The organism is Rathayibacter sp. SW19 (assembly GCF_030866825.1).
Classification (GTDB): Bacteria; Actinomycetota; Actinomycetes; order Actinomycetales; family Microbacteriaceae; genus Rathayibacter_A; species Rathayibacter_A soli.
The window spans coordinates 252,741-271,728 of sequence record NZ_CP133020.1 but is presented as its reverse complement, the minus strand read 5'-3'; the positions used below and the strand labels follow the sequence as shown (position 1 = coordinate 271,728).

Genomic DNA, 18,988 nt, shown 5'->3' with positions numbered 1-18,988 from the left:
GGCGCCGCCACAGGCGCGCGGGCGCGCCTAGAGCACCGCGCTCGAGGGCGCCCACAGGTTGATGTCGGCATCCGTCGCGTATTCGTCGATGGCGGTGAGTTCGGCATCGGTGATGGTCAGATTGTCAATCGCAGCGACGTTGGCCTCGAGTTGCGCCACCGATGACGCTCCGATCAACGCTGAGGTGACGGAACTGTTGCGCAGCGTCCATGCGATGGCAAGTTGTGCCAGCGTTTGCCCGCGGCTTGCCGCGATTTCGGTCAGACTCCGGATGCGCACCAGCGTGTCTTCGCTCAGCATCGACCGGTGCGCGGACCCTTCGCGTGCGACCCGGGAATCGCCGGGCACGCCGCCGAGGTAGCGATCCGTCAGCAGGCCCTGGGCGAGTGGTGAGAACGGGATGCAGCCGACGCCAAGTTCCGTCAGGGTGTCAAGCAGGCCATCTTCGATCCAGCGGTTGAACATCGAGTAGGAGGGCTGGTGGATCAGCAGCGGTGTGCCCAGGTCGGCCAGGATTTCGGCGGCACGCCGTGTGCGCTCGGGCGAATACGACGAGATGCCTGCGTACAGCGCTCGGCCGCTGGTGACGGCGGTATGCAGCGCCCCCATGGTCTCCTCCAGCGGAGTCTCCGGATCGGCACGGTGCGAGTAGAAGATGTCGACATAGTCAAGGCCCATGCGCTTCAGCGACTGGTCGAGGCTGGCCAGCATGTATTTGCGGGAGCCCCATTCGCCGTATGGGCCTGGCCACATGTCGTAACCGGCCTTTGACGAGATGATCAGCTCGTCGCGGTGCGGCGCGAAGTCGCGCCGCAGGTGTACGCCGAAGTTCTGCTCGGCGCTGCCGTAGGGCGGTCCGTAGTTGTTGGCCAAATCGAAGTGCGTCACACCGAGATCGAACGCGCGGCGCAGAATGGCCTGTTGTGTTTCCATCGGCTTGTCGTCGCCGAAGTTCTGCCACAGCCCCAGTGAGACAGCAGGCAATTTCAAGCCGCTGCGCCCGGTGCGGCGGTAGGGCATCGTGTTGTAGCGATCATCGGCAGGCAGATAGGTCATTCCGCCATTTTAGGATGCGTCTCGGCTCGTTGTTGAGCTCGCCCTACGGACGCGACTGCGCCGCGCAACGGGACTGAGCGCGACCGCGTCGCGTTCGCCTCTCAGGCACGACGACTTCGCGTCACGGTAGGGGCCGCGACTTGGTTATGTAGCAAGACCGGCCGACGTCACGTCCGGCCGAGGGCGCTTCGCCTGGACTTGCTGGCGCGATGTGCGCCCGCGCGTACCCACTGGCCGCTTCCGCGCATCCATGGAGGTGCCTTCACTTCTGGCATACCCTTGACCATTCGGATAAGCCAGCCTGAAGTCTCAATGGTGTGATGGTGATACCAGCACAAAAGTACGCCATTATCCACATCGGTGGCACCGTGACTCTGCCAGGGAATCACATGATGAATCTCAGCCCACCGGGCCGGAATGTTGCAGCCGGGAATAATGCAGGTCTCATCTCGGGCGCCGATCGCTCGGCGCTGCGCCGCAGTGAAGAAGCGCTCCTTGTCACCGAGGTGCAGAATTTCGCCGTCACCGCCGAGGACGATGGTCTGCATCCCGCCTGCGCAGATCAGTCGTTCGACCGTCTTCATCGATACCGGGGCTTCGACGCCTTCGACCCAGCCCACCCCGTCGTCATTGACGAGATCCACCGCGTTGACGTGAACCATAACCTGCGGGGCAGCTCCACCCATTTTCGGTGTGCTGGCGTCGCGACCTGCGCCGTCGAGGATGCAGCGAAGGATGTCCGCCCGCTTCTGATCGGTCGTCCGAGTGTCGCCGGGAATCCGACCATCAGGAACTCCACCATCGGCGTCCCCCGCGCCGGGCACAATTTCTCCGGATTCCATCCGGGCCTGCTCTTGCGCGCTCGGAAATTTCGTCGACGAATGCGCAGACAGGTAGGTGTCGAACAGCGTATCCATGACACCGCGGAACTCAGGCGTGGCACCGCCACGGAAGGGGTACACCCCATCTTTCAGTCGGCCGAATCCAAGACTGCTTCGTGGCTCGATTGCTTCGTCGCTTGGCGCAGCGCCATCGGGATTCAGGCGAGCCTTCCACATTTCCACCTGACCACGGATGAGGTCCGCGGCGAACGCGAGCCCGGCTCCGGGTAATCCGGCAGTTTCGTCTGTAATGGCACCCGTCGCGCTTGCGACCAAAGCGCGCTCCGCGACAGCCACCTCTGTCGGAGTGCAGAACGGAGGCAACGAGTCGAGGCCGGTGACAATGAAGTCTGCTGCATCGGCGCCTAACATTCCGCGCGCAAGCGCGTCGGCTACTACCGGGAATCGCGCGGGACGAACGCTGACGATGTCGACCTGGTCTGCAACCGCAGCGCCGAGCTTGATTCGCCTTACGGCCTCGCGGCCGGAAACACGTGTGACGCGAGTGACCAAGTCGTTTCCGTTGCGACAGCCTGTGCGCCACGCCAAACCGTCATGACCCAGTATCGGACGAGAGCGGTCTGCCGCCTCGCCTGCAGTTGCGATGCGCGCCGCATCGATCAGCCGACCCGCCTCCTCGATCGCATCCATTGTCGTCAGCAATTCATTGTCGGAGAGCCGCGCCGGATTCGCTTCTGCCATGGCCGCTCGCACTGCATCGGCTGCCACGCGGAACAAGGCAACCGCGGGCGCATCTGCTGCGACTTCGAGAAGGTCATCCATAGCTATGATTATGCCATGATTCGTACATAAATGCTAGTAGATTACCTCATTTTATGGACATAAGTTCGAATATCTCTTCGATTAGAAACTAGTCGAGCACTCGCTCGATCGCCTTCGCCATTGCGCGATAGCCGGCGGCGTTGGGGTGGAAGATATCCGGCCCCGAAGTCGTGATCCATGGCTCTTTGGTGCCGAATTCGTGCCCCGCAAAACTGATGGGCGCGTACGCAACATTGGCGCCGTTCTTCTTGAGTTTGCCGACGGCATCCCTAATCTGTTGATTCATGGATGCGGTCGCCGCATTGACGACGGCAAATGTGGAGAACTCGGGGTTGTCGGTCGGCGGGATCACGAACAGCAATGGATACCCGGTGATCACAATTCGGGCATGCGGCGCCGCCTGCACCACCTTGGCGTAGGTGGCAGCGAGTCGATCGGGCAGCACATTCAGCAGGGTCAGTGATTCCTGGAAGTCCGCCTGACATGACCGCGTGACGCCCTTCGCGCACGTATTAGCCAAGCCTGCGACGTCAAGATCGTTGCCGCCGATCGTCAGTGTGACCAGATCGTCTTCGGTGCTCAACGCATCCAGCTGATCGCGTTGCACGTCGGCCGTCGTGGCGCCGCTGCACGCCGCGGTCCGCGTGAGACGGATGTCTTCGGTCTGCGCCAGCACCTTCGGATAACTTTGCGGACTGCGTCGGCAACGCCCGGTCTCGTTACCTCCGCCCATTCCGGCAGCGTAGGAGTCGCCGATTGCGACGTAGTCGGCGAACTCCGGCGTCGGGGTGGGCGTCGCGGGTTTTGCGCTGCTGGTCGCGTTCGGCTGTGCCGTCTTCGATGCGGATGCGCTCGGTTGCGCCGTCGAGGCGGCATCCGGCGACGGGGCGTTCGGGTGTCGGTCTGCTCCCGCGGTGGATAGCAACGCGGCACCGATCCCGACCAGAACCCCGACCACGACGACGGCAAGGCCGGTCGCGAAAAGGGAACGAATACGCATCTGCTCGAAATTACCGCGTCAACCTGTGCGCCGGCAACGCGTCACGGTTGCTGTGCTCGCCCAGACTCAAGTGTGAGGCCTCGAAACAGAAGCGCGACGGGTTTTCAACTAGGCCTGCGGCGAACCCCTGACATCGCGAACGGACCCGACGAACGTGCTCGCCCACTTCGCCTACTCCGCAGCCACCCGCTTTTATGTGCGATCGTATTACAACCGGTGGCCAACCCGGGCAGTGTGTTCCAGCTGTCGACAGGAGTCACCACAACGACGATTGGAACAAGCCAATGGTGAACAACGATGACGCAATCGTTCAAGAACTGTTCAGCGGACCGGATTTCGTTGCAGGACTGAAAACAAGACGAGAAGTGCTCGGGGCCGCATATGTTGACGCTTCGGTGGCAAACACCGATGCATTCATGGCCGTTTTTCAAAAACTGACAACCGAATGGTGTTGGAATTATGCGTGGAATCGAGAGGGGCTCGACCGCAAGACACGAAGCATGCTGAACCTCGCGATGCTGACCGCAGCAGGCAAACCAGGCGAACTCGCGCTCCATGTCCGTGGCGCCCTCAACAACGGCGTCAGCGTTGCTGAAATACAAGAAATCCTGTTGCAAGCGACGATCTACTGTGGCATCCCGTCCGGCCTTGAGGCGTTCAAAACCGCACACCAGGTACTGCTCGAGGAAGGGCGCCTGAAAGACGCAAGCTCCACGAATGCGAGCGAATGACCGCGTGCCGATGTGAGGCCTTGGCTGGTCTGCTTGAATGCTCAGCTTCTTCGTCAATTTGATGTTGCACGGACGCGTGATCGAACGTGCGTAAGCGATGTTCTGATGCCTCCCGCCAGCACGCAGGCAGTAGTTGTGCTACACCGCGGCGCATGACGACAACGGGTCGGTCTCGTGCGACCATACGACCTGATGCAAAGGACCGCGCCGCACTCTCGTGGCCGCGCAACGCGTTGACCCCGCGCCACTCGACGCTTCTCGAATGATGTTTCTATTGCGTAATGTGAGAAAGCGTTTGTAACATGTGATGAGACGCTGAGTCCAGCGATGTGCCGAAACAGCGAAGGACACCACAGGATGAGTACTTCCAATGGACGCCGTGCGGAGATTTCCGGCGCGGGATTTGCTGGCCTCACCGCGGCTGTGGCCCTAGCCCAGCGTGGTTGGACCGTGCGAGTGCACGAGCGCGGCAAGAAGCTGCGCGAAGAGGGTGCCGGGATCGTCCTCTTTCAGAACAGTCTCAAAGTGCTCGATGCGCTCGGCGTAACGGATGAACTCATGACCGGCTCCATGACTCCTCCCTTCTATCAAACTCGGATGCAGAACCGGATCGTGTCAGACGAAGCATTCGAGGCTTTCAGTTGGCGGACCATGACGCGACCGCTGCTCCACTCCGTACTGCTGAATGCTGCCCGCAAGGCAGGCGCAACCGTAGTGGCCAGCTCGGAGGTGCAATCAGCCACCGCACTCGGGGAGTTGACACTCGGCGACGGCTCCAGCATTGGTGCCGACCTCATCATTGGTGCGGACGGCGTGGGTTCGAACGTGCGCAACTCCCTCGGCATCGAGTACCAACGCGAGCGCTCCGGTGACGGCATCAGCCGCTTTCTGGTATCACGCCACAAGGCCGAGCTGCAAGCGATAGAGCCCGACACGGAGTGGGACAACGTAATCGACTTTTGGAACTTCGAACCACGCGTTTTGCGCGTCCTTTATACACCGGCGAACGATTCCGAACTGTACCTGGCGCTCATGGCGCCTGCGGCGGACAAGGATGGCTCTCGCGTGCCGATCGACCTCGATCTCTGGACGTCGATCCATCCGCAGCTCACTCCCGTGCTTGAGGAGGTTGCGGGCAAGACGGGAAAGCACTACGGCTATCAAACAACGCGCGTCGCCGAATGGACAAGGGGTCGCGTTGCCCTTGTCGGCGATTCCGCGCACGCCATGTGCCCCGCTCTCGCGCAGGGTGCGGGTTGCGCAATGGTCAACGCGTACACGCTAGCCCAGGCAGTGTCCGACGCGGCGCAGAGCGATATACCCGATGCATTGAGTGAGTGGGAACGCCTCGAACGCCCTTACACCGACCGTTGCCAGGAACGTTCGCAGTACTTTGCAGAATCACGCGCAATGTCGAAAGGAAATCAGTTCGTCGGCGAGAACGTGGAAGCCGCCCTCTATGACGCCCTCGACCCACATCGACACGACGCTGTACTGCGGACAAACTGAACAAAGGAGCATCCGGTGTCAGAAGCTGAAGTCGACCCGTACTACCACGTACGCGAATGGTTCGGATTCGTGCAGGAGATCAACCACGAGGGCGGGCCTACGCACGCAGAGCCCTTGTTGAAGGCATCCGCCGGGGTCATCATCGAGAACCCCTTCGCCGGGCGCTGGGTCGAGGACCTTTCACCTCTGACCGCTCCCAGCGCGACTCTGGGGGCCGCGCTCGGCTCGCGCGCGGCGGCACTATTGGGTGGTCGTCCTGTCGAGAGTTACGGCAAGGGCGGAATCGCTGGGACAGCGGGCGAGCAGGACCACGTTGTTGCCTGTGTGACGACGGTGTTCGGAAATGCTTTTCGCGAAGCGGTCGGTGGAGGAGCAGCGTGGATCTCGTCAGCCACTAAGACAGCGGCGGCCGGCACCAGCATCGACATCCCGCTCGCCTTCAAGGACGAGCTTTACGTGCGTTCTCACTACGACGCACTCACCGTTTCCGTTCCGGATGCGCCGCGACCGAACGAACTGCTGATTTGCGTGGCAGTCGCCTCGCGCGGTCGTATTCATCACCGAGTCGGCGGACTCACCCGGCAAGAGGCACTCGCACGACAGTAACAAAGAGCCAGCGTCGATTGTCTCAGCGCCACGGTTAGTCCGGCGCCATCCCTAGTTCAACGGAGAGGTAGATATGAGTTACACCCCAGGTCAGTACCATCAGGACGAGTCGATCGGAAACGCGCTGTACGAGGTCGCTCGGGCACATCGCATCCTTGAACTGGAAGGCCACGGCGACATGTCGATGGGCCACCTTTCCTACCGTGACCCGTTCGGTCGCGGGCTCTGGCTCAAGCGTGGCAATCTCGCTCTATCGGAGGTCGGCGGCGACGACTTCATCCTCATCGACTTCGACGGAAATGTACTGGAGGGCCAAGGGCTGCGCCACATCGAGTGGCCGTTGCACGCCGAAATCATGCGGGCGCGTGCGGATGTGAACGTAGTCGGGCACTCGCACGCGCACTACTCCACCGTGTTTGGCGCTACCGACCTCACGCTCGGGCCTTACAACAACCACGGCGTGTGGTTCGCGAAAGACGGCGTGCCGCGATTCACCGAAACCAGCCATATCATCACGACGGTCGACCTCGGCGTCTCGGTTGCGCAGCAGCTCGGCTCAGCCGAAGCGATCCTGCTTGCACACCACGGCATTGCGTTCGTCGGGGGCGACGTGATCAGCGCCACGCTGGCCGGGATCTTCCTCGAGAAGGCAGCGAAGTTCCAACTCGACCTCATCGCCAGCGCCGCGAGCTTCGATCTTCCAGACCACGATGAAAGCATCGAAAAGTTCAGGCGAATCTACCCCCCGAAAGCACAGCGCAACTACTGGATGTACTTCAACCGCAAACTGGACCGTGTCGAAGCCATGCAAGGTTTCGGTATCGCATCGGTCTGACCGTCTGACGATTCGACTTACCCACCACGGTTCTTACCCAGAAGAGTTTCGTACCCACGACAGAAAGAGAGCAACATCATGAGTCTTCCCACAACCGCCACTGTTGTCGGATCGGGAACGATGGGACCCGGCATCGCGGCCACACTCAGCTACGCCGGCGTGCAGGTGCGCGTCTACGACATCAGCGCCGATGCGCTCGAGCGTGCGGAAAAGGCATGCGCAGTGGCCACCACTGTGCTCGAAAGCATCGGCGGCGACCGTACCGCCGGGGGTTCTGTGGCATTCCACACTGATATCACGCAGGCGCTTGACGGTACCGAGTTCGTCATAGAAGCGGTGCCGGAAATACCAGAACTGAAAAAAACCGTTCACGCACAGATCGAGGACCTCGTTGCCCCCGACGTTATCATCGCCACCAATACCTCTGGTATCCCGATCTCCACAATGGCAGAGTCCTTGAAGCATCCTGCCCGTTTCATCGGGATGCACTGGTCGAACCCACCGCATCTGATTCCGATGATCGAGGTCATCCCCGGCGTGAAGACCGAACAGGGCACGGCCACGCGTGTGCTCGAGATCGTGAAGGCGTTCGGCTACCACCCGGTGCTGGAGAACGAGATCGCCGGTTTCGTTGAGAACCGGGTGCTCTATGCAATCATGCGCGAGTGCCTCTCTCTGCTGCAGGCAGGCATCGTCACTCAGGACGCGCTCGACACCTGCGTCAAATGGGGCATCGGCTACAAGTTGTCTGTTGTCGGCCCAATGCGACTACTCGACATGGCGGGGCTCGACATTTACAAGAGCGTCTCGAGTTACCTCAACAAAGAACTTGACGCGAGCACGGACACCCCCCAAGTGATCACCGACCTGATCGCTGAGGACAAGCTCGGCTTCAAGTCTGGAGGAGGACTGTACCAGTACGGCCCCGGCGACGTCGACGCCACCCGCGCAGCGATCGGCGGAGGACTGGTGGCTGTTCGCAAGGCGCTCGCCACAACCACTCCAGTTTGATGATCGGCGTCACAGCGGACGAGAGCGGCCTCCGCCGCACACGCGGCGCCGAGGTCAATCTTGCATTCCGCACGGTCGGCGCAGGGCCGGCCGTGCTTCTCTTGCACGGTACCTCCGCCAACCACGCGGTGTGGGAGCCGATCGCCGACGCGCTCGCGTCTCGCGCCACAGTCATCTCGATCGATCAGCGCGGCCACGGCCGAAGCGACAAGCCCGAGGTCGGATACGACGGCGCATCATTCGCCGCCGACGTGATCACGGTGCTGGACGCGCTGGGGATCCAGCGCGCGATCGTTGCCGGTCATTCGCTGGGGGCCCGCAATGCATGGATCGCTGCCTCGAGGCATCCACAGCGCGTTTCGGCGGTTATGGCCGTCGACTACACTCCATACGTGGAATCGACTGTGCTCGATGCATTGGATGCGCGAGTCGCAGGTGGCGACCGACGTTTCACCGACATCGCCGCGATCGAGGAGTACCTTCACGGTCGCTACCCTCGAATGCCACCGGCGGCAGTCAGTCGTCGGGCGAAATGGGGCTACCGGCAGATGGAGGATAGCAATTGGGTGCCGTTGGCCCCCGCCTTCGCGATGCGGCAACTCGTTGCCGGTCTGCGCACACCGTGGGATCAGGAGTTTCGCGACGTATCGGTTCCGATGACCTGCCTGCGCGGCGTGGACAGCGCGATTGTCAGCGAGGCCGCCTGGCAGACTGCGCAAGACGCGCGCCCACAAGCCCGGTGGGTCGTCATCGACGACGCAGATCACTATGTCCCAGAAGAACAGCCGGATGCGGTCACAGCGGAACTCACGCGTATCCTCGACACGACCTGGCCATCTCGCTGACTGATGACCTGACGAAAGGAATACCACCATGGCACTCTTCATCGACAAACTCGCGATCGCGAGCCCGACGATCGCACCACTGCGGCGGATCCCCGACGAACACGCAGCCGATGGGAAAAACATCGCTCCCACCCTCACGATCTCCGGCGCACCGGAAGGCACAGTCGAATTGGCGGTCATCTGTCACGACCCCGACGCGCCATTGGCGCATGGTTTTACACATTGGGTGGTGTACGGACTTCCGAAAGGCTCATCCGTTGTCGATCTCACCGTCGATGGAGTGCGCACCGCACCGAACGGGACGGGCGGCTCCGAGTGGTTCGGTCCACAGCCGCCGGAGGGGCATGGACAACATCACTACTACTTCTGGGTGTACGCGCTCAGTCGAAGCGTTTCGGGTGAGCCTGATCGCGAAACTTTCCTCAGTCGGTATGCCGACGCCATCATCGAACAGGCCCGCCTGGTGGGTACATACAGTCGTTAGCCCAGAGCCACCAATACGCTCTCCAGCTTTGCGGCTGCCTCCCGTACGGCGTGGCCGATGGCTTCGCGCTTCTCGATTCCGACGCGGTATGCAGGCGCGACGACCGAAATAGCACCGATCTGCGTCTTACGCACGTACACGGAGGACGCGCACGCCCATACGCCGTCGTCGACCTCCCCCCGGCTTTCGGCGTATCCGCTGAGCCGGATCTGCTCGAGCTCTATGACCAGCTGCGATTGAACCTTTTTCGCAAGCGAAGGCTTGAGTCGGCTGAAATACAGCTCGCGCTTGGCCGGGCTCAGATCAGACAATAGCGTCTTGGCCGCTGCGCCTGCATGAAGCGGCATCATGTGCCCGGGGTTGAAGGAGATGCTAATAGCGTGGTCCGTCTCCTCGATGGCGATGCACACGGCGGCATCGTCGATCCGTCGAAGATACAGCGAGGTCTCGCCGGTTTGATCCGTCAATCGTTTGAGTATGGGCTGCGCTTCCACTTTGTAGTCGAGTGTGGCTTCCGCCGCACGAGCGAGTTGCAGAACCCGGGGGGACAACACGAACGTCCCCTTGTTGTGCTCTTCGATCAGATGCATCTCTCGTAAGAGAGAAATATATCTGTATGCGCTGGGTAGCGAGATATCGTGCGCTTCGAGAAGCCGGTCTATCGTCAATTCCGGCTTGCTGTCGGTGAACTGCAACAAGATTTCAAGTACGCGACGCGCGCTGTCAACACCCTTGGTGCGTTGGGCGACCACCATCATCCCACTTCCTCTTTGCCGGAACAGCTCTTACGAATGAAAAAGAGCGCGGTCGTCATTTCTGTGAACTCAAGACCTCCAGAGCGGCTGCGATCCCTGTGCCGATATCCACCGGCTGGCCGAGATCAACGAGTGCGCGACCGAGCGCGGACAATCCAACTATTGGGTACAGCCCGCTTGCGGTTGGGCCCATATGCGCGATTCTGATGAGATTACCGGCACCCTGACCGCTGGACAACATTACTCCGTAACGATCGCGGATATGGCTGCGCAACTGCAGGGCGTCGACCGCATCTGGCAGCCTGACCGAAGTGACGCACGTCGCGGCAATCTCGTCGGAGGTCGGCCATAACTTGAGCCCCATGCCTCGCACTCCCGCGCGCGTCACGAGTGCCGAATCACGGTGTCGAGCTATCGAGTTCTCCAGGCCCTCTTCCAGCAGCTGATCACAAACGGACTCGAGCCCGTGCATATCCGAGACGGATGGGGTGTACGGGAATGCTCCGCCCTCGAGCCATTTCTCCTTCCAGTCGATCAACGACAAATAAGACGCACGCGGGGCTGCAGCATTGCCGAGAATCGACTCCCACGCAGCGTCGCTGACCGAGATCAACGCGACACCGGGAGGCCCTCCCAAACATTTCTGGGCACCCGCCACACAGATATCGAGCCCCCAGGCATCCGTCTCGAACTCCATGCCGCCGATGCCGGAGACCGCGTCAACTAGCGTAAGCACACCATGCTTCTGTGCAATCGGGCCAAGTAGCGACACGTCGGAGATGGTGCCGGATGGCGTCTCGGACGCCACAATCGTCAACAGCTCGATCTCGGGATGCGCCGTTAAGTATTCATCCACGACGGCCGGGGACACCGCATCGTCATAGCCGACCTCGACCTCGTGCAGCACGGCCCCGAACTCGGTCAGCCAATATCCCATGCCTTTGCCGAAAACTCCCTGTACCAAGTTGAGCACGTGCATGCCCGGCCGGGTCAACGATCGCGCGGCGCCTTCAAGCCCGACGATTGCCTCACCCTGCATCAGGATGACATCGTTGGTCGTCTTGAAAATCTGCGCCACCTTTTCTTGTGTGCGTTGGAACACAGCAAGAAAGTCGGGGTCATAGTGATAGGTGATCGGAGAGCCAAGCGCGGCGAGCGTACGAGCGGAGGCCATCGTGGGACCCGCCGACAACGTGAAATCCAATTGCGACATCTGTGTGCCTTTCTCTTGTGTTCGACGAATAGGTCAGCGGCGTGAGAAGACAACGCGTCATCGAGCGCCGCGGGTGTACGGCGCGGCGAGCGCCGGTGAGATATACACGCTGCGGGCGAAGATGATCAGGACGATCATCACGACAATGTATGGAAGCATCCCGATGACGTCAGTCGGAATGTTCACGCTGGTTAGCTGCAGCACCGTCCCGAATGAGACCGTGAGGCCGAAAAGGAACGACATCGCTGCGACCCAGATAATGCGCCCATTCGCGACCATGGTGACGATGATCGCCACAAAACCCAGGCCATTCGTGATGACCGGTGTGAATGCGCCCGTGGAGATCAGAGAAAGATAAGCCCCGCCGAGACCGGCGAATGTACCGCCGAGCAGCACTGCCTGCGATCGAGTGCGCATGACGCTTCCACCTGCTGCGTCGAGGGAGGCAGGCATTTGACCAGCCGCTCGAATGCTCAGACTCCAATTGGTCTTCTTCAACGCCAAGGCCACAACGACGGCAAGCAGCAAGCCCACCCAGAAGATCGCAGACTGGCTGAAAATCGAATCGCCCAGAACAGGAATCTTTGACAACCCTGGTATCGCCCAATCAACCGGATTGGCAACGCGCGGGCTCTTGGCACCGTAAAACTGATCGTAGAGCACGCTCGTGATGCCTGTGCCGGCCAACGTGATCGCAATTCCGAGAACGATCTGATTCAATCCGAGCCAGACATTGAGCACGAGCATTACGAGCGAAAGGACGGCACCTGCGAACGCGCCTGCCAGCATCCCAAGCCACAGGGAATTGGTACCGAGAGCCACAACGTACCCGACGTACGCACCGACGAGCATCATTCCCTCGATGCCCAGGTTCAGAATGCCAGATTGCTCGCCAATGGTCTCCCCAAGGGCCGCAAGCATCAGGGGCATCGCACCCATAAGGCAGCCGACGATGAAGGTGGCCAGAAATGTGGGTGTCAGCAGATCAGTCATGACACGCTCTTTCTCGTGCGTAGACCTACGGGGTGGCGGAATGCGTTCTTCAACTCGTCAGGCAGGTAGCTTTGGCCAAGATCACGCTTGGTGCCCACATATTCGGTGAGCGTCATGAACACGAGGATCAGCGCTACGACAACCATGAGGAAGTCGACTGAAAGTCCAGCTTGCTGTGAGGCAATCGTTGCTCCCGTTGCAAACACCGAATAGAACGCGATAAATGGGATCGACGCCAGAGGGCTGAGCCGAGCCAGGAACACGAACGGCAATATCGCATTGCCATAGGAAGGGTTCCAGTTGGCCCGTAGGTAACCCCACTGTCCGAGCATGTCGATCGATGCTGCGAGCCCTATCAGCCCGCCGCTGATCAAGAACAGGACAACGACCATCCACCGCGAGTTGATGCCGATGTGCCGAGCGGCCTTGGGATTGGAGCCGTAGATGTCGAGTCGGAGGCCGAACGATGTGCGCGTCAGAATGAACTGGAATACGAGCGCGACCACAATGGCGACGATAAAGCCGATGTGCACCTGGGTTCCGGGGATATAGGGAAGCATCGAGTTCAGCGGGACTTCTGCTGTCTGGGGGGTGACCACCTTCGGATCCTGAAAGACACTCTTGATCAGAATATTGGCGATGCCGACACCGATTGTCGACATGACCAGAGTTGTGATGATCTCATTCGTACCGTATATCGCTTTTAACCAAGCCGGTATCAGTGTCCAGATCGCTCCCACGACGATTGCACCCACGCTCAATACCAAGTATGCAAGCACAAGCGGCATCTGCTGAGTCAGGTATGGTCCAAAGCCGGCGACAAAGACCGCCCCGAGCAGATACTGGCCGTCGTACCCGAGATTCCACAGTTGACCTCGGAACACCACAATCAGTGCAATCCCAATGATCAACAACGGTGACATCATTACAAGGCTGTTCTGCCAGTTGCCGTCGGCGAGACCGTTCTGCGCGATGTCGGCGTAGAAGACCCACGGATTCTTGCCGAGCGCCCACAAGATGATTGCACCGGCCAAGAGCGCTAATACTACTGGTAGGACCGATCGGATGAATAGGTTGACGCCGCGGCGGAATCGTGAAGCGTTATTCTGCGCCATCTTCACCACCACCGATCATGAGCTGGCCGACCCGTTCGGCCGTCTTCCTGTCGTCGTTGTCGACCGTCCCCACAATTCGGCCGCGCGAGATGACACCGATGCGGTGAGACAATTCGATCAGCTCGTCCAATTCGTTTGAGATCAGCAGCACCGCTCCTCCGTCCGCTGCAAAAGCGGTAAGCAGATCGTGCACAAGCTGAACTGTCTTCAGATCCAATCCATACGTCGGTTTGTTGGCCACCAAGACTTTGGCGCCGGTCTCGAGTTCACGTGCTAGAACGATCTTCTGGATATTCCCACCGGAAAGCGCCCCGGCGCGGGTGGCAAGAGTGGGTGTGTGAATCGCATACTCATTAACCAGACGCTGTGCCTCTGCGTCGATTGCGTGCATGTTCGTGCGACCCCAGCGCCAGAACGGCGCTTCTCCAATGCGCTTGAGCATGAAATTGAGTGCGACGCTCAGACCGCCAACGGTTCCCTCGTGCAGGCGATCATCTGTCGCATAGCGGAGCCCTAGTGCCTGGCGCCCACGAACACCGATTGCGGTCACGTCTACCCCGTCCAGGGACACCGTCCCGGACCTGGCAGTGCGCTGCCCCGCGACGACCTCCGCCAGCCCTGTCTGGCCATGACCGTCGATGCCCGCAATTCCGAATATCTCACCCTCACGGATGCGGAGGGTGACATCGCTGACCACAACATCCATCGTCTTGCCGACTGTCGCTATGTTCGACAACTCCAATCGCGTGGGTCTCTTGCTGAAGTCGATCGCCGCGGTTTCTCGCACACTCTCGGCCGCGCCCGCCAGATCCGCGGCGTTTTCAAGGCTGCCGGTCGAACCGAGGTCTTCCCCGAACATGGCAGCAAGAATCGTCGACTGCACTTCACTCTCGGAAAGTGAAGCCATCTGCTCCGGGGAGATGTATCCGACATTCTTGCCCGAGCGCAGCACCGTCACGCAGTCACCCATCATGTATGCCTCGCGTAGCTTGTGCGTGATGAAGACTACTGCCAGGCCTTCGGCCTTCAACCGAGAGATGCTCTCCGCAAGCGAGTCAATGGCCTGTGGTGTCAGCATCGACGTCGGCTCGTCCAAGATGAGGAGTCGAGAACCTGTCCACATCGCCTTGGCGATCTCCACCTGCTGCTGTTGCCCGAGGCCGAGCTCACCGGTACTGGCGTGCGGATCGATCGATGTGCCGAGCAGCCCCGAGAGCTCTTCAAGGCGGGCCGTCGCTCGCTTGACGTTCAACAGAAGCCCGGATTCACCGAGCATCAAGTTCTCGATGATCGAAAGGGTCGGCACAAGAGTCGAATGCTGATACACAACGCCGATGCCATAATTCATTGCCGCCTTGGGCGACCCGATGTGCACAACCTTGCCATCAATCTCAATGGAACCTGAGTCAGGCTGTTGCATGCCAGCGAGGATGCTGATGAGCGTGGACTTGCCTGCACCGTTCTCGCCGAGCAGACAGTGGACTTGCCCATTTCGGATATCCAAGGAGACGTTGTCGTTCGCGACGACGCCGGGGAACGTCTTCGTGATGTTCCTGAGGGATACGACACCGGTATTCGTGGAAATGCCCACCGAAATCCTCCATGTCATCCGCCGGCTCGAGGTGAACCATGCGATGGTTTCGGCAGCGTATCGAGGCGGAATTCTTCCCCGCCTCGATACGCCGCCTAGCAGCTACAGCCTGTAACACACCAGACGGTGCCTACTGATTGAGCAATTCGGTGACTGCGGCCTTGGTAGTCGACGTCTTCACCGTGATGGAGCCATCGATGATGCCCTGCTTTGCCTTGTCCACGGCGGACTTGATCTCGGGTGTCAGTTGCGGGGTGTCCTGCAACGTGAGGCCGCCGTTGGCGACTGTGAGGGTGTAGGGCTTTTTCCCAAAGGTGCCGTTCTCGGCATCCTTGATTGCCTGAACGAAGGAGTCCTGCATGTTCCACCGCACTGAGGTGAGCATGGTGCTCGGATCCTTCAGCAGATCCGTAACATCCCCAATGTCCGCAATGTATTTGACCGGTGTCGGCGCGCTTTCGACTGCAGCGATGTAGCCAACGGTTGAACCGTCACCCATACCGAACACGACATCTGCTCCCGCAGCGATGACCTGGCTGGCAACCTTCTTGCCACCCGCCGAATCGTCGTACGATGCCGCTCCGATGTACGCGATGACGATCTTCACGGCCGGGTCGACGCTGCGCACCCCCTGAATAAATCCACCAGACATGTTGAACCAGTTGATGTCATCGGCGGACACAACAACCCCGACCGTTTTCGTCTTTGTCGTCATGGCCGCCGCAATGCCGGCGAGATATGCGCCCTGCTGCGCCTCGAAAGTCACGACACCCACTTTTCCGGGGATGGCCGCGCTGGGGTTGTCAACCACAAGCATCGGGACTCCGGTCGCTGTCGACGCCCGAGCGGCAGCTGTGGTAAAGCCGCTGGCCCAGGCAATGACCATGTCATTCCCCTTCTTCGCGACCTGAGTCAATATGGTTTGTGTGTTGTCATAGCCGACATTCGTGTTCTTATCCAGCTTGAGATTCAGCTGTTTGGCCGCGCCCTCAGCAGCGGCAATGCCCTGCTGATTCCAGCCGTGGTCCGCTTCCGTTGCAGGAGTTACGACGGCGACTTGCGTGAACTTCTTCGCCGTGGCCCCACTACTTGAACCGGAATCGCTGGTGCGGGATGAACACGCTGCCATCCCGACCACCAGGGCCGCCATACCGGCAAACGCCACGATGCGTTTGAACGTGTGGCCTGCTGGACCTCTGAATTTTGTGTCGCTCATGATCGGGTACTTCCTCTCGGGACTGACCTCTCAGGACCTCACTGTCGCACCGCGATTCACGGTGCAGCGTTCCATACACTTCTTACAGTATGCAATTGTTGATCGATATTATGAGACGATTGGAGCAGTGTCAACGGGTCTGGCGTAATCTTCACACAGGTGAAACGTGGGGCGTCGAAATGTGGAAGTCTCGTGATCGACGCGGTCGATCTCTCACACAAGGAGGCGAAGACATCCGTCAATCGCACGCTCTAGCCGGACTCACCATTGTGATCGCCCTCACTCTCACCGGATGCGCCACGGGCGCACAATCGATGACGTCGCGAACTGCGACCGCCGGCCAGCTAGCCGCGTCGGTGCCCAACGACGCAAGAGATGTGGCGGCGTTGACGCAACTCCGCACGGTCGCGGCCTCGAGCGCGAAAGTCGATGGTTCCGTCACGGGTGTGGACTGCTGGATGCCCTCCGAACACATGGTCGGGGGCTCGGCGCCGGCATCGTTGTTCAGCGTGATCTGTCGTGTGCACTACAACCAGAAGTCGGCCAAACGGTACAAAGACATGCGGTGCATCGGCGACTTCGACAAGAGCCCGATGCTGACCTCGTGCTACCGCTGGGCCTATCACTCGCTCCAGCCGCGGTTCGAGGATGGAGACCGGCTCGCGTCACCCTCACCAACCCCGTAAAACACTTGACAGCGTCGCCATGGTTCTCATAATGTGATCATCAATTCACGGATGGTAAAAAGAAATACAGATCGCAAAAGAGCAACACGGATTGTAAAAAGCAACACTGGGAGGGCAACGTGGCAAACCCGAAAGTCTATTTACTAGACGGCGGAACTCTGGTCATCGACAATTCCGAAGTGTTCTGGCACATCGATCCCGGCAACCCGGTGAGATTTCCGGTTTACAGCGTGCTCGTCGAGCACCAAGACGCCCTGATCCTGTTCGACACCGGCTACGATCTCGAGCACGTCAACAAGGTGCTCCCATTCGAGCTGCCCGAGCAGACCCCCCAGCAGACAATCCCGGCCCAACTCGCATTGTGTGGGTACATGCCCGAGGACGTCGACTACGTCATCAATTCACATCTTCACTTCGATCACGTCGGCGGAAACAAATACCTGACGAACGCGACGACACTGGTGCACAAGGACGAGTTGCGGCACGCAAAAGTTCCCGAATCGTTTGAGCGTCTCGGCTATTCTGACTTGTCGTTCGATTATCCGGGCGTCAAATATCAGCAGATCTCGGGCGACTATGACGTCGTGCCCGGAGTACGACTGTTCGAGACGCCGGGACACACGAGCGGGCACTATTCAATGCTCGTGGAAATGCAGGATGGTCCGTCAATGCTGTTCGCCGGGGATGCCGCGTACACGAACAAGACGTTGGAGGCGGAGATCATCGGCGGATTTCACCTCGATCCGACCGATTCGGTCGAGTCGATTCGACGCCTCAACTACCTGGGTCGCACCCGCGGCGCGGACATCTACCCGTCGCACGAACTCGAACCGTTCCAGACGTGGAAGCTGGCACCCTCCTACTACGGCGGCAATTGACCGATCCGCAGTCGACGGCGACCGCACGACGACATTGCACGATGAAAGAGAGACGAGAACAATGACGGATGCAGCACAGCGCGTGGCGATCGTCACCGGAGCCGCCCAAGGCATCGGGGCCGCAATCGCCAAGCAACTCGCCAACGACGGCCACAAGGTTGTGGTGGCAGACATCAATTTCGAGGGCGCAAAAAAGGTCGCCGCTGAGATCGACGGCCATCCGATCGCGGTCGACGTGAGCAACCCGGAACAGGTTGCTGCGCTCACCGCCGAGGTCATGGCCACATTCGGGCGTATCGACATTCTCGTCAACGACGCGGCCCTCGTGCCTTTCGTCGCGTGGGAGGACATCACGTTCGAAGAGTGGCGTCGCGTCATGTCCGTGAATCTCGACGGCCTGTTCCTGATGACCCGTGCGGTCGGCGACGAAATGGCGAAGGCCGGCTACGGTCGCATCGTCAACATTGCATCGAACACGTTCGTCGCAGGTACCCCGAACTGCGCTCACTACGTGGCAACCAAGGGAGCCTCGATCGGGCTGACTCGTGCCCTGGCGGGTGAGATCGGCAAGAACGGCATCACTATCAACGCGGTCGCTCCTGGACTCACCGCAAGCGAAGGTGTGCTTGCCGGCCCGCATGCGGCGGGCTTTGACTATGTGCTGCCCGCCCAGGCGTTCAACCGTCGGGGGCTGCCACAAGATATCGCGCCGGCGGTCGCGTTCCTCGCATCCGAGGCGGCTGGCTGGATTACCGGCCAAACCCTGGTGGTCGACGGTGGACACACCCGCAACTGACCGA

Annotated in this window: 19 protein-coding genes; 10 read left to right on the top strand and 9 right to left on the bottom strand. The window is 60.2% G+C overall.

The window, feature by feature from the left end; translation table 11 throughout:
• Positions 1 to 27 precede the first annotated feature (27 nt).
• From mgrA to QU604_RS01300, 3 genes are all read right to left on the bottom strand, one after another.
• Positions 28 to 1,056: an L-glyceraldehyde 3-phosphate reductase gene (gene mgrA / locus QU604_RS01310; RefSeq protein ID WP_308466993.1), complete on the bottom strand. Its 1,029-nt coding sequence runs from the start codon at positions 1,054 to 1,056 to the stop codon at positions 28 to 30.
• Positions 1,057 to 1,223: 167 nt separating this feature from the next.
• Positions 1,224 to 2,720, bottom strand: coding sequence for an HNH endonuclease signature motif containing protein (locus QU604_RS01305; RefSeq protein WP_308466992.1), 1,497 nt, complete (start codon positions 2,718 to 2,720; stop codon positions 1,224 to 1,226).
• An 88-nt stretch (positions 2,721 to 2,808) separates the two neighbouring features.
• Complete coding sequence (locus tag QU604_RS01300) at positions 2,809 to 3,720, bottom strand: SGNH/GDSL hydrolase family protein (protein WP_308466991.1); 912 nt, start codon at positions 3,718 to 3,720, stop codon at positions 2,809 to 2,811.
• 284 nt (positions 3,721 to 4,004) lie between these two features.
• Between QU604_RS01300 and QU604_RS01295 the strand changes: the two genes are divergently transcribed.
• The 7 genes from QU604_RS01295 to QU604_RS01265 all read left to right on the top strand — a co-directional run bounded on the left by QU604_RS01295 (position 4,005) and on the right by QU604_RS01265 (position 9,741).
• Positions 4,005 to 4,451, top strand: a complete 447-nt coding sequence (locus QU604_RS01295) for a carboxymuconolactone decarboxylase family protein (RefSeq protein WP_308466990.1) — start codon at positions 4,005 to 4,007, stop codon at positions 4,449 to 4,451.
• Positions 4,452 to 4,808: 357 nt separating this feature from the next.
• Positions 4,809 to 5,960, top strand: a complete 1,152-nt coding sequence (locus QU604_RS01290; RefSeq protein ID WP_308466989.1) for an FAD-dependent oxidoreductase — start codon at positions 4,809 to 4,811, stop codon at positions 5,958 to 5,960.
• A gap of 15 nt (positions 5,961 to 5,975) precedes the next feature.
• Positions 5,976 to 6,566 (top strand): amino acid synthesis family protein, encoded by a 591-nt coding sequence (locus tag QU604_RS01285; RefSeq protein WP_308466988.1) that lies wholly within the window; start codon positions 5,976 to 5,978, stop codon positions 6,564 to 6,566.
• Between the two features lie 73 nt (positions 6,567 to 6,639).
• Positions 6,640 to 7,401 (top strand): class II aldolase/adducin family protein, encoded by a 762-nt coding sequence (locus QU604_RS01280; RefSeq protein ID WP_308466987.1) that lies wholly within the window; start codon positions 6,640 to 6,642, stop codon positions 7,399 to 7,401.
• A 78-nt stretch (positions 7,402 to 7,479) separates the two neighbouring features.
• Positions 7,480 to 8,412 carry a 3-hydroxyacyl-CoA dehydrogenase NAD-binding domain-containing protein gene (locus tag QU604_RS01275; protein ID WP_308466986.1) on the top strand — a complete coding sequence of 311 codons (933 nt, stop codon included), beginning with the start codon at positions 7,480 to 7,482 and terminating at the stop codon, positions 8,410 to 8,412.
• A complete protein-coding gene (locus QU604_RS01270; protein WP_308466985.1) occupies positions 8,412 to 9,257 on the top strand; it encodes an alpha/beta fold hydrolase in 846 nt (281 codons plus the stop codon). The genes QU604_RS01275 and QU604_RS01270 overlap by 1 nt, the downstream gene beginning before the upstream one ends.
• A 28-nt stretch (positions 9,258 to 9,285) precedes the next feature.
• Entirely contained in the window at positions 9,286 to 9,741 is a 456-nt protein-coding gene (locus tag QU604_RS01265) for a YbhB/YbcL family Raf kinase inhibitor-like protein (protein ID WP_308466984.1), read from the top strand.
• On the opposite strand, the gene QU604_RS01260 is transcribed toward QU604_RS01265, so the two are convergent.
• The 6 genes from QU604_RS01260 to QU604_RS01235 all read right to left on the bottom strand — a co-directional run bounded on the left by QU604_RS01260 (position 9,738) and on the right by QU604_RS01235 (position 16,624).
• Complete coding sequence (locus QU604_RS01260) at positions 9,738 to 10,499, bottom strand: IclR family transcriptional regulator (protein WP_308466983.1); 762 nt, start codon at positions 10,497 to 10,499, stop codon at positions 9,738 to 9,740. The two genes, QU604_RS01265 and QU604_RS01260, sit on opposite strands and share 4 nt — an antisense overlap.
• A 52-nt stretch (positions 10,500 to 10,551) precedes the next feature.
• Positions 10,552 to 11,709: a pyridoxal-phosphate-dependent aminotransferase family protein gene (locus QU604_RS01255; RefSeq protein WP_308466982.1), complete on the bottom strand. Its 1,158-nt coding sequence runs from the start codon at positions 11,707 to 11,709 to the stop codon at positions 10,552 to 10,554.
• Positions 11,710 to 11,766: 57 nt separating this feature from the next.
• The gene (locus tag QU604_RS01250) at positions 11,767 to 12,702 is read right to left on the bottom strand and encodes an ABC transporter permease (RefSeq protein WP_308466981.1); all 936 of its coding nucleotides are present in this window, start codon (positions 12,700 to 12,702) and stop codon (positions 11,767 to 11,769) included.
• Positions 12,699 to 13,817 (bottom strand): putative B6 ABC transporter permease subunit 2, encoded by a 1,119-nt coding sequence (locus QU604_RS01245; RefSeq protein WP_457852544.1) that lies wholly within the window; start codon positions 13,815 to 13,817, stop codon positions 12,699 to 12,701. Before QU604_RS01245 ends, QU604_RS01250 begins: the two co-directional genes overlap by 4 nt.
• On the bottom strand, positions 13,804 to 15,408 hold the full coding sequence (locus QU604_RS01240; protein WP_308466979.1) for a putative B6 ABC transporter ATP-binding protein: 1,605 nt from the start codon (positions 15,406 to 15,408) through the stop codon (positions 13,804 to 13,806). The genes QU604_RS01245 and QU604_RS01240 overlap by 14 nt, the downstream gene beginning before the upstream one ends.
• A 130-nt stretch (positions 15,409 to 15,538) precedes the next feature.
• Positions 15,539 to 16,624, bottom strand: coding sequence for a putative B6 ABC transporter substrate-binding protein (locus QU604_RS01235; RefSeq protein ID WP_308466978.1), 1,086 nt, complete (start codon positions 16,622 to 16,624; stop codon positions 15,539 to 15,541).
• Positions 16,625 to 16,938: 314 nt separating this feature from the next.
• On the opposite strand from QU604_RS01235, the gene QU604_RS01230 reads away from it, so the two are divergent.
• From QU604_RS01230 to pldH, 3 genes are all read left to right on the top strand, one after another.
• On the top strand, positions 16,939 to 17,310 hold the full coding sequence (locus QU604_RS01230; RefSeq protein ID WP_308466977.1) for a hypothetical protein: 372 nt from the start codon (positions 16,939 to 16,941) through the stop codon (positions 17,308 to 17,310).
• Positions 17,311 to 17,429: 119 nt separating this feature from the next.
• Positions 17,430 to 18,188, top strand: coding sequence for a 4-pyridoxolactonase (gene pldA / locus QU604_RS01225; protein WP_308466976.1), 759 nt, complete (start codon positions 17,430 to 17,432; stop codon positions 18,186 to 18,188).
• Positions 18,189 to 18,249: 61 nt separating this feature from the next.
• Positions 18,250 to 18,984: a pyridoxal 4-dehydrogenase, SDR-type gene (pldH, locus tag QU604_RS01220; RefSeq protein WP_308466975.1), complete on the top strand. Its 735-nt coding sequence runs from the start codon at positions 18,250 to 18,252 to the stop codon at positions 18,982 to 18,984.
• Positions 18,985 to 18,988 lie beyond the last annotated feature (4 nt).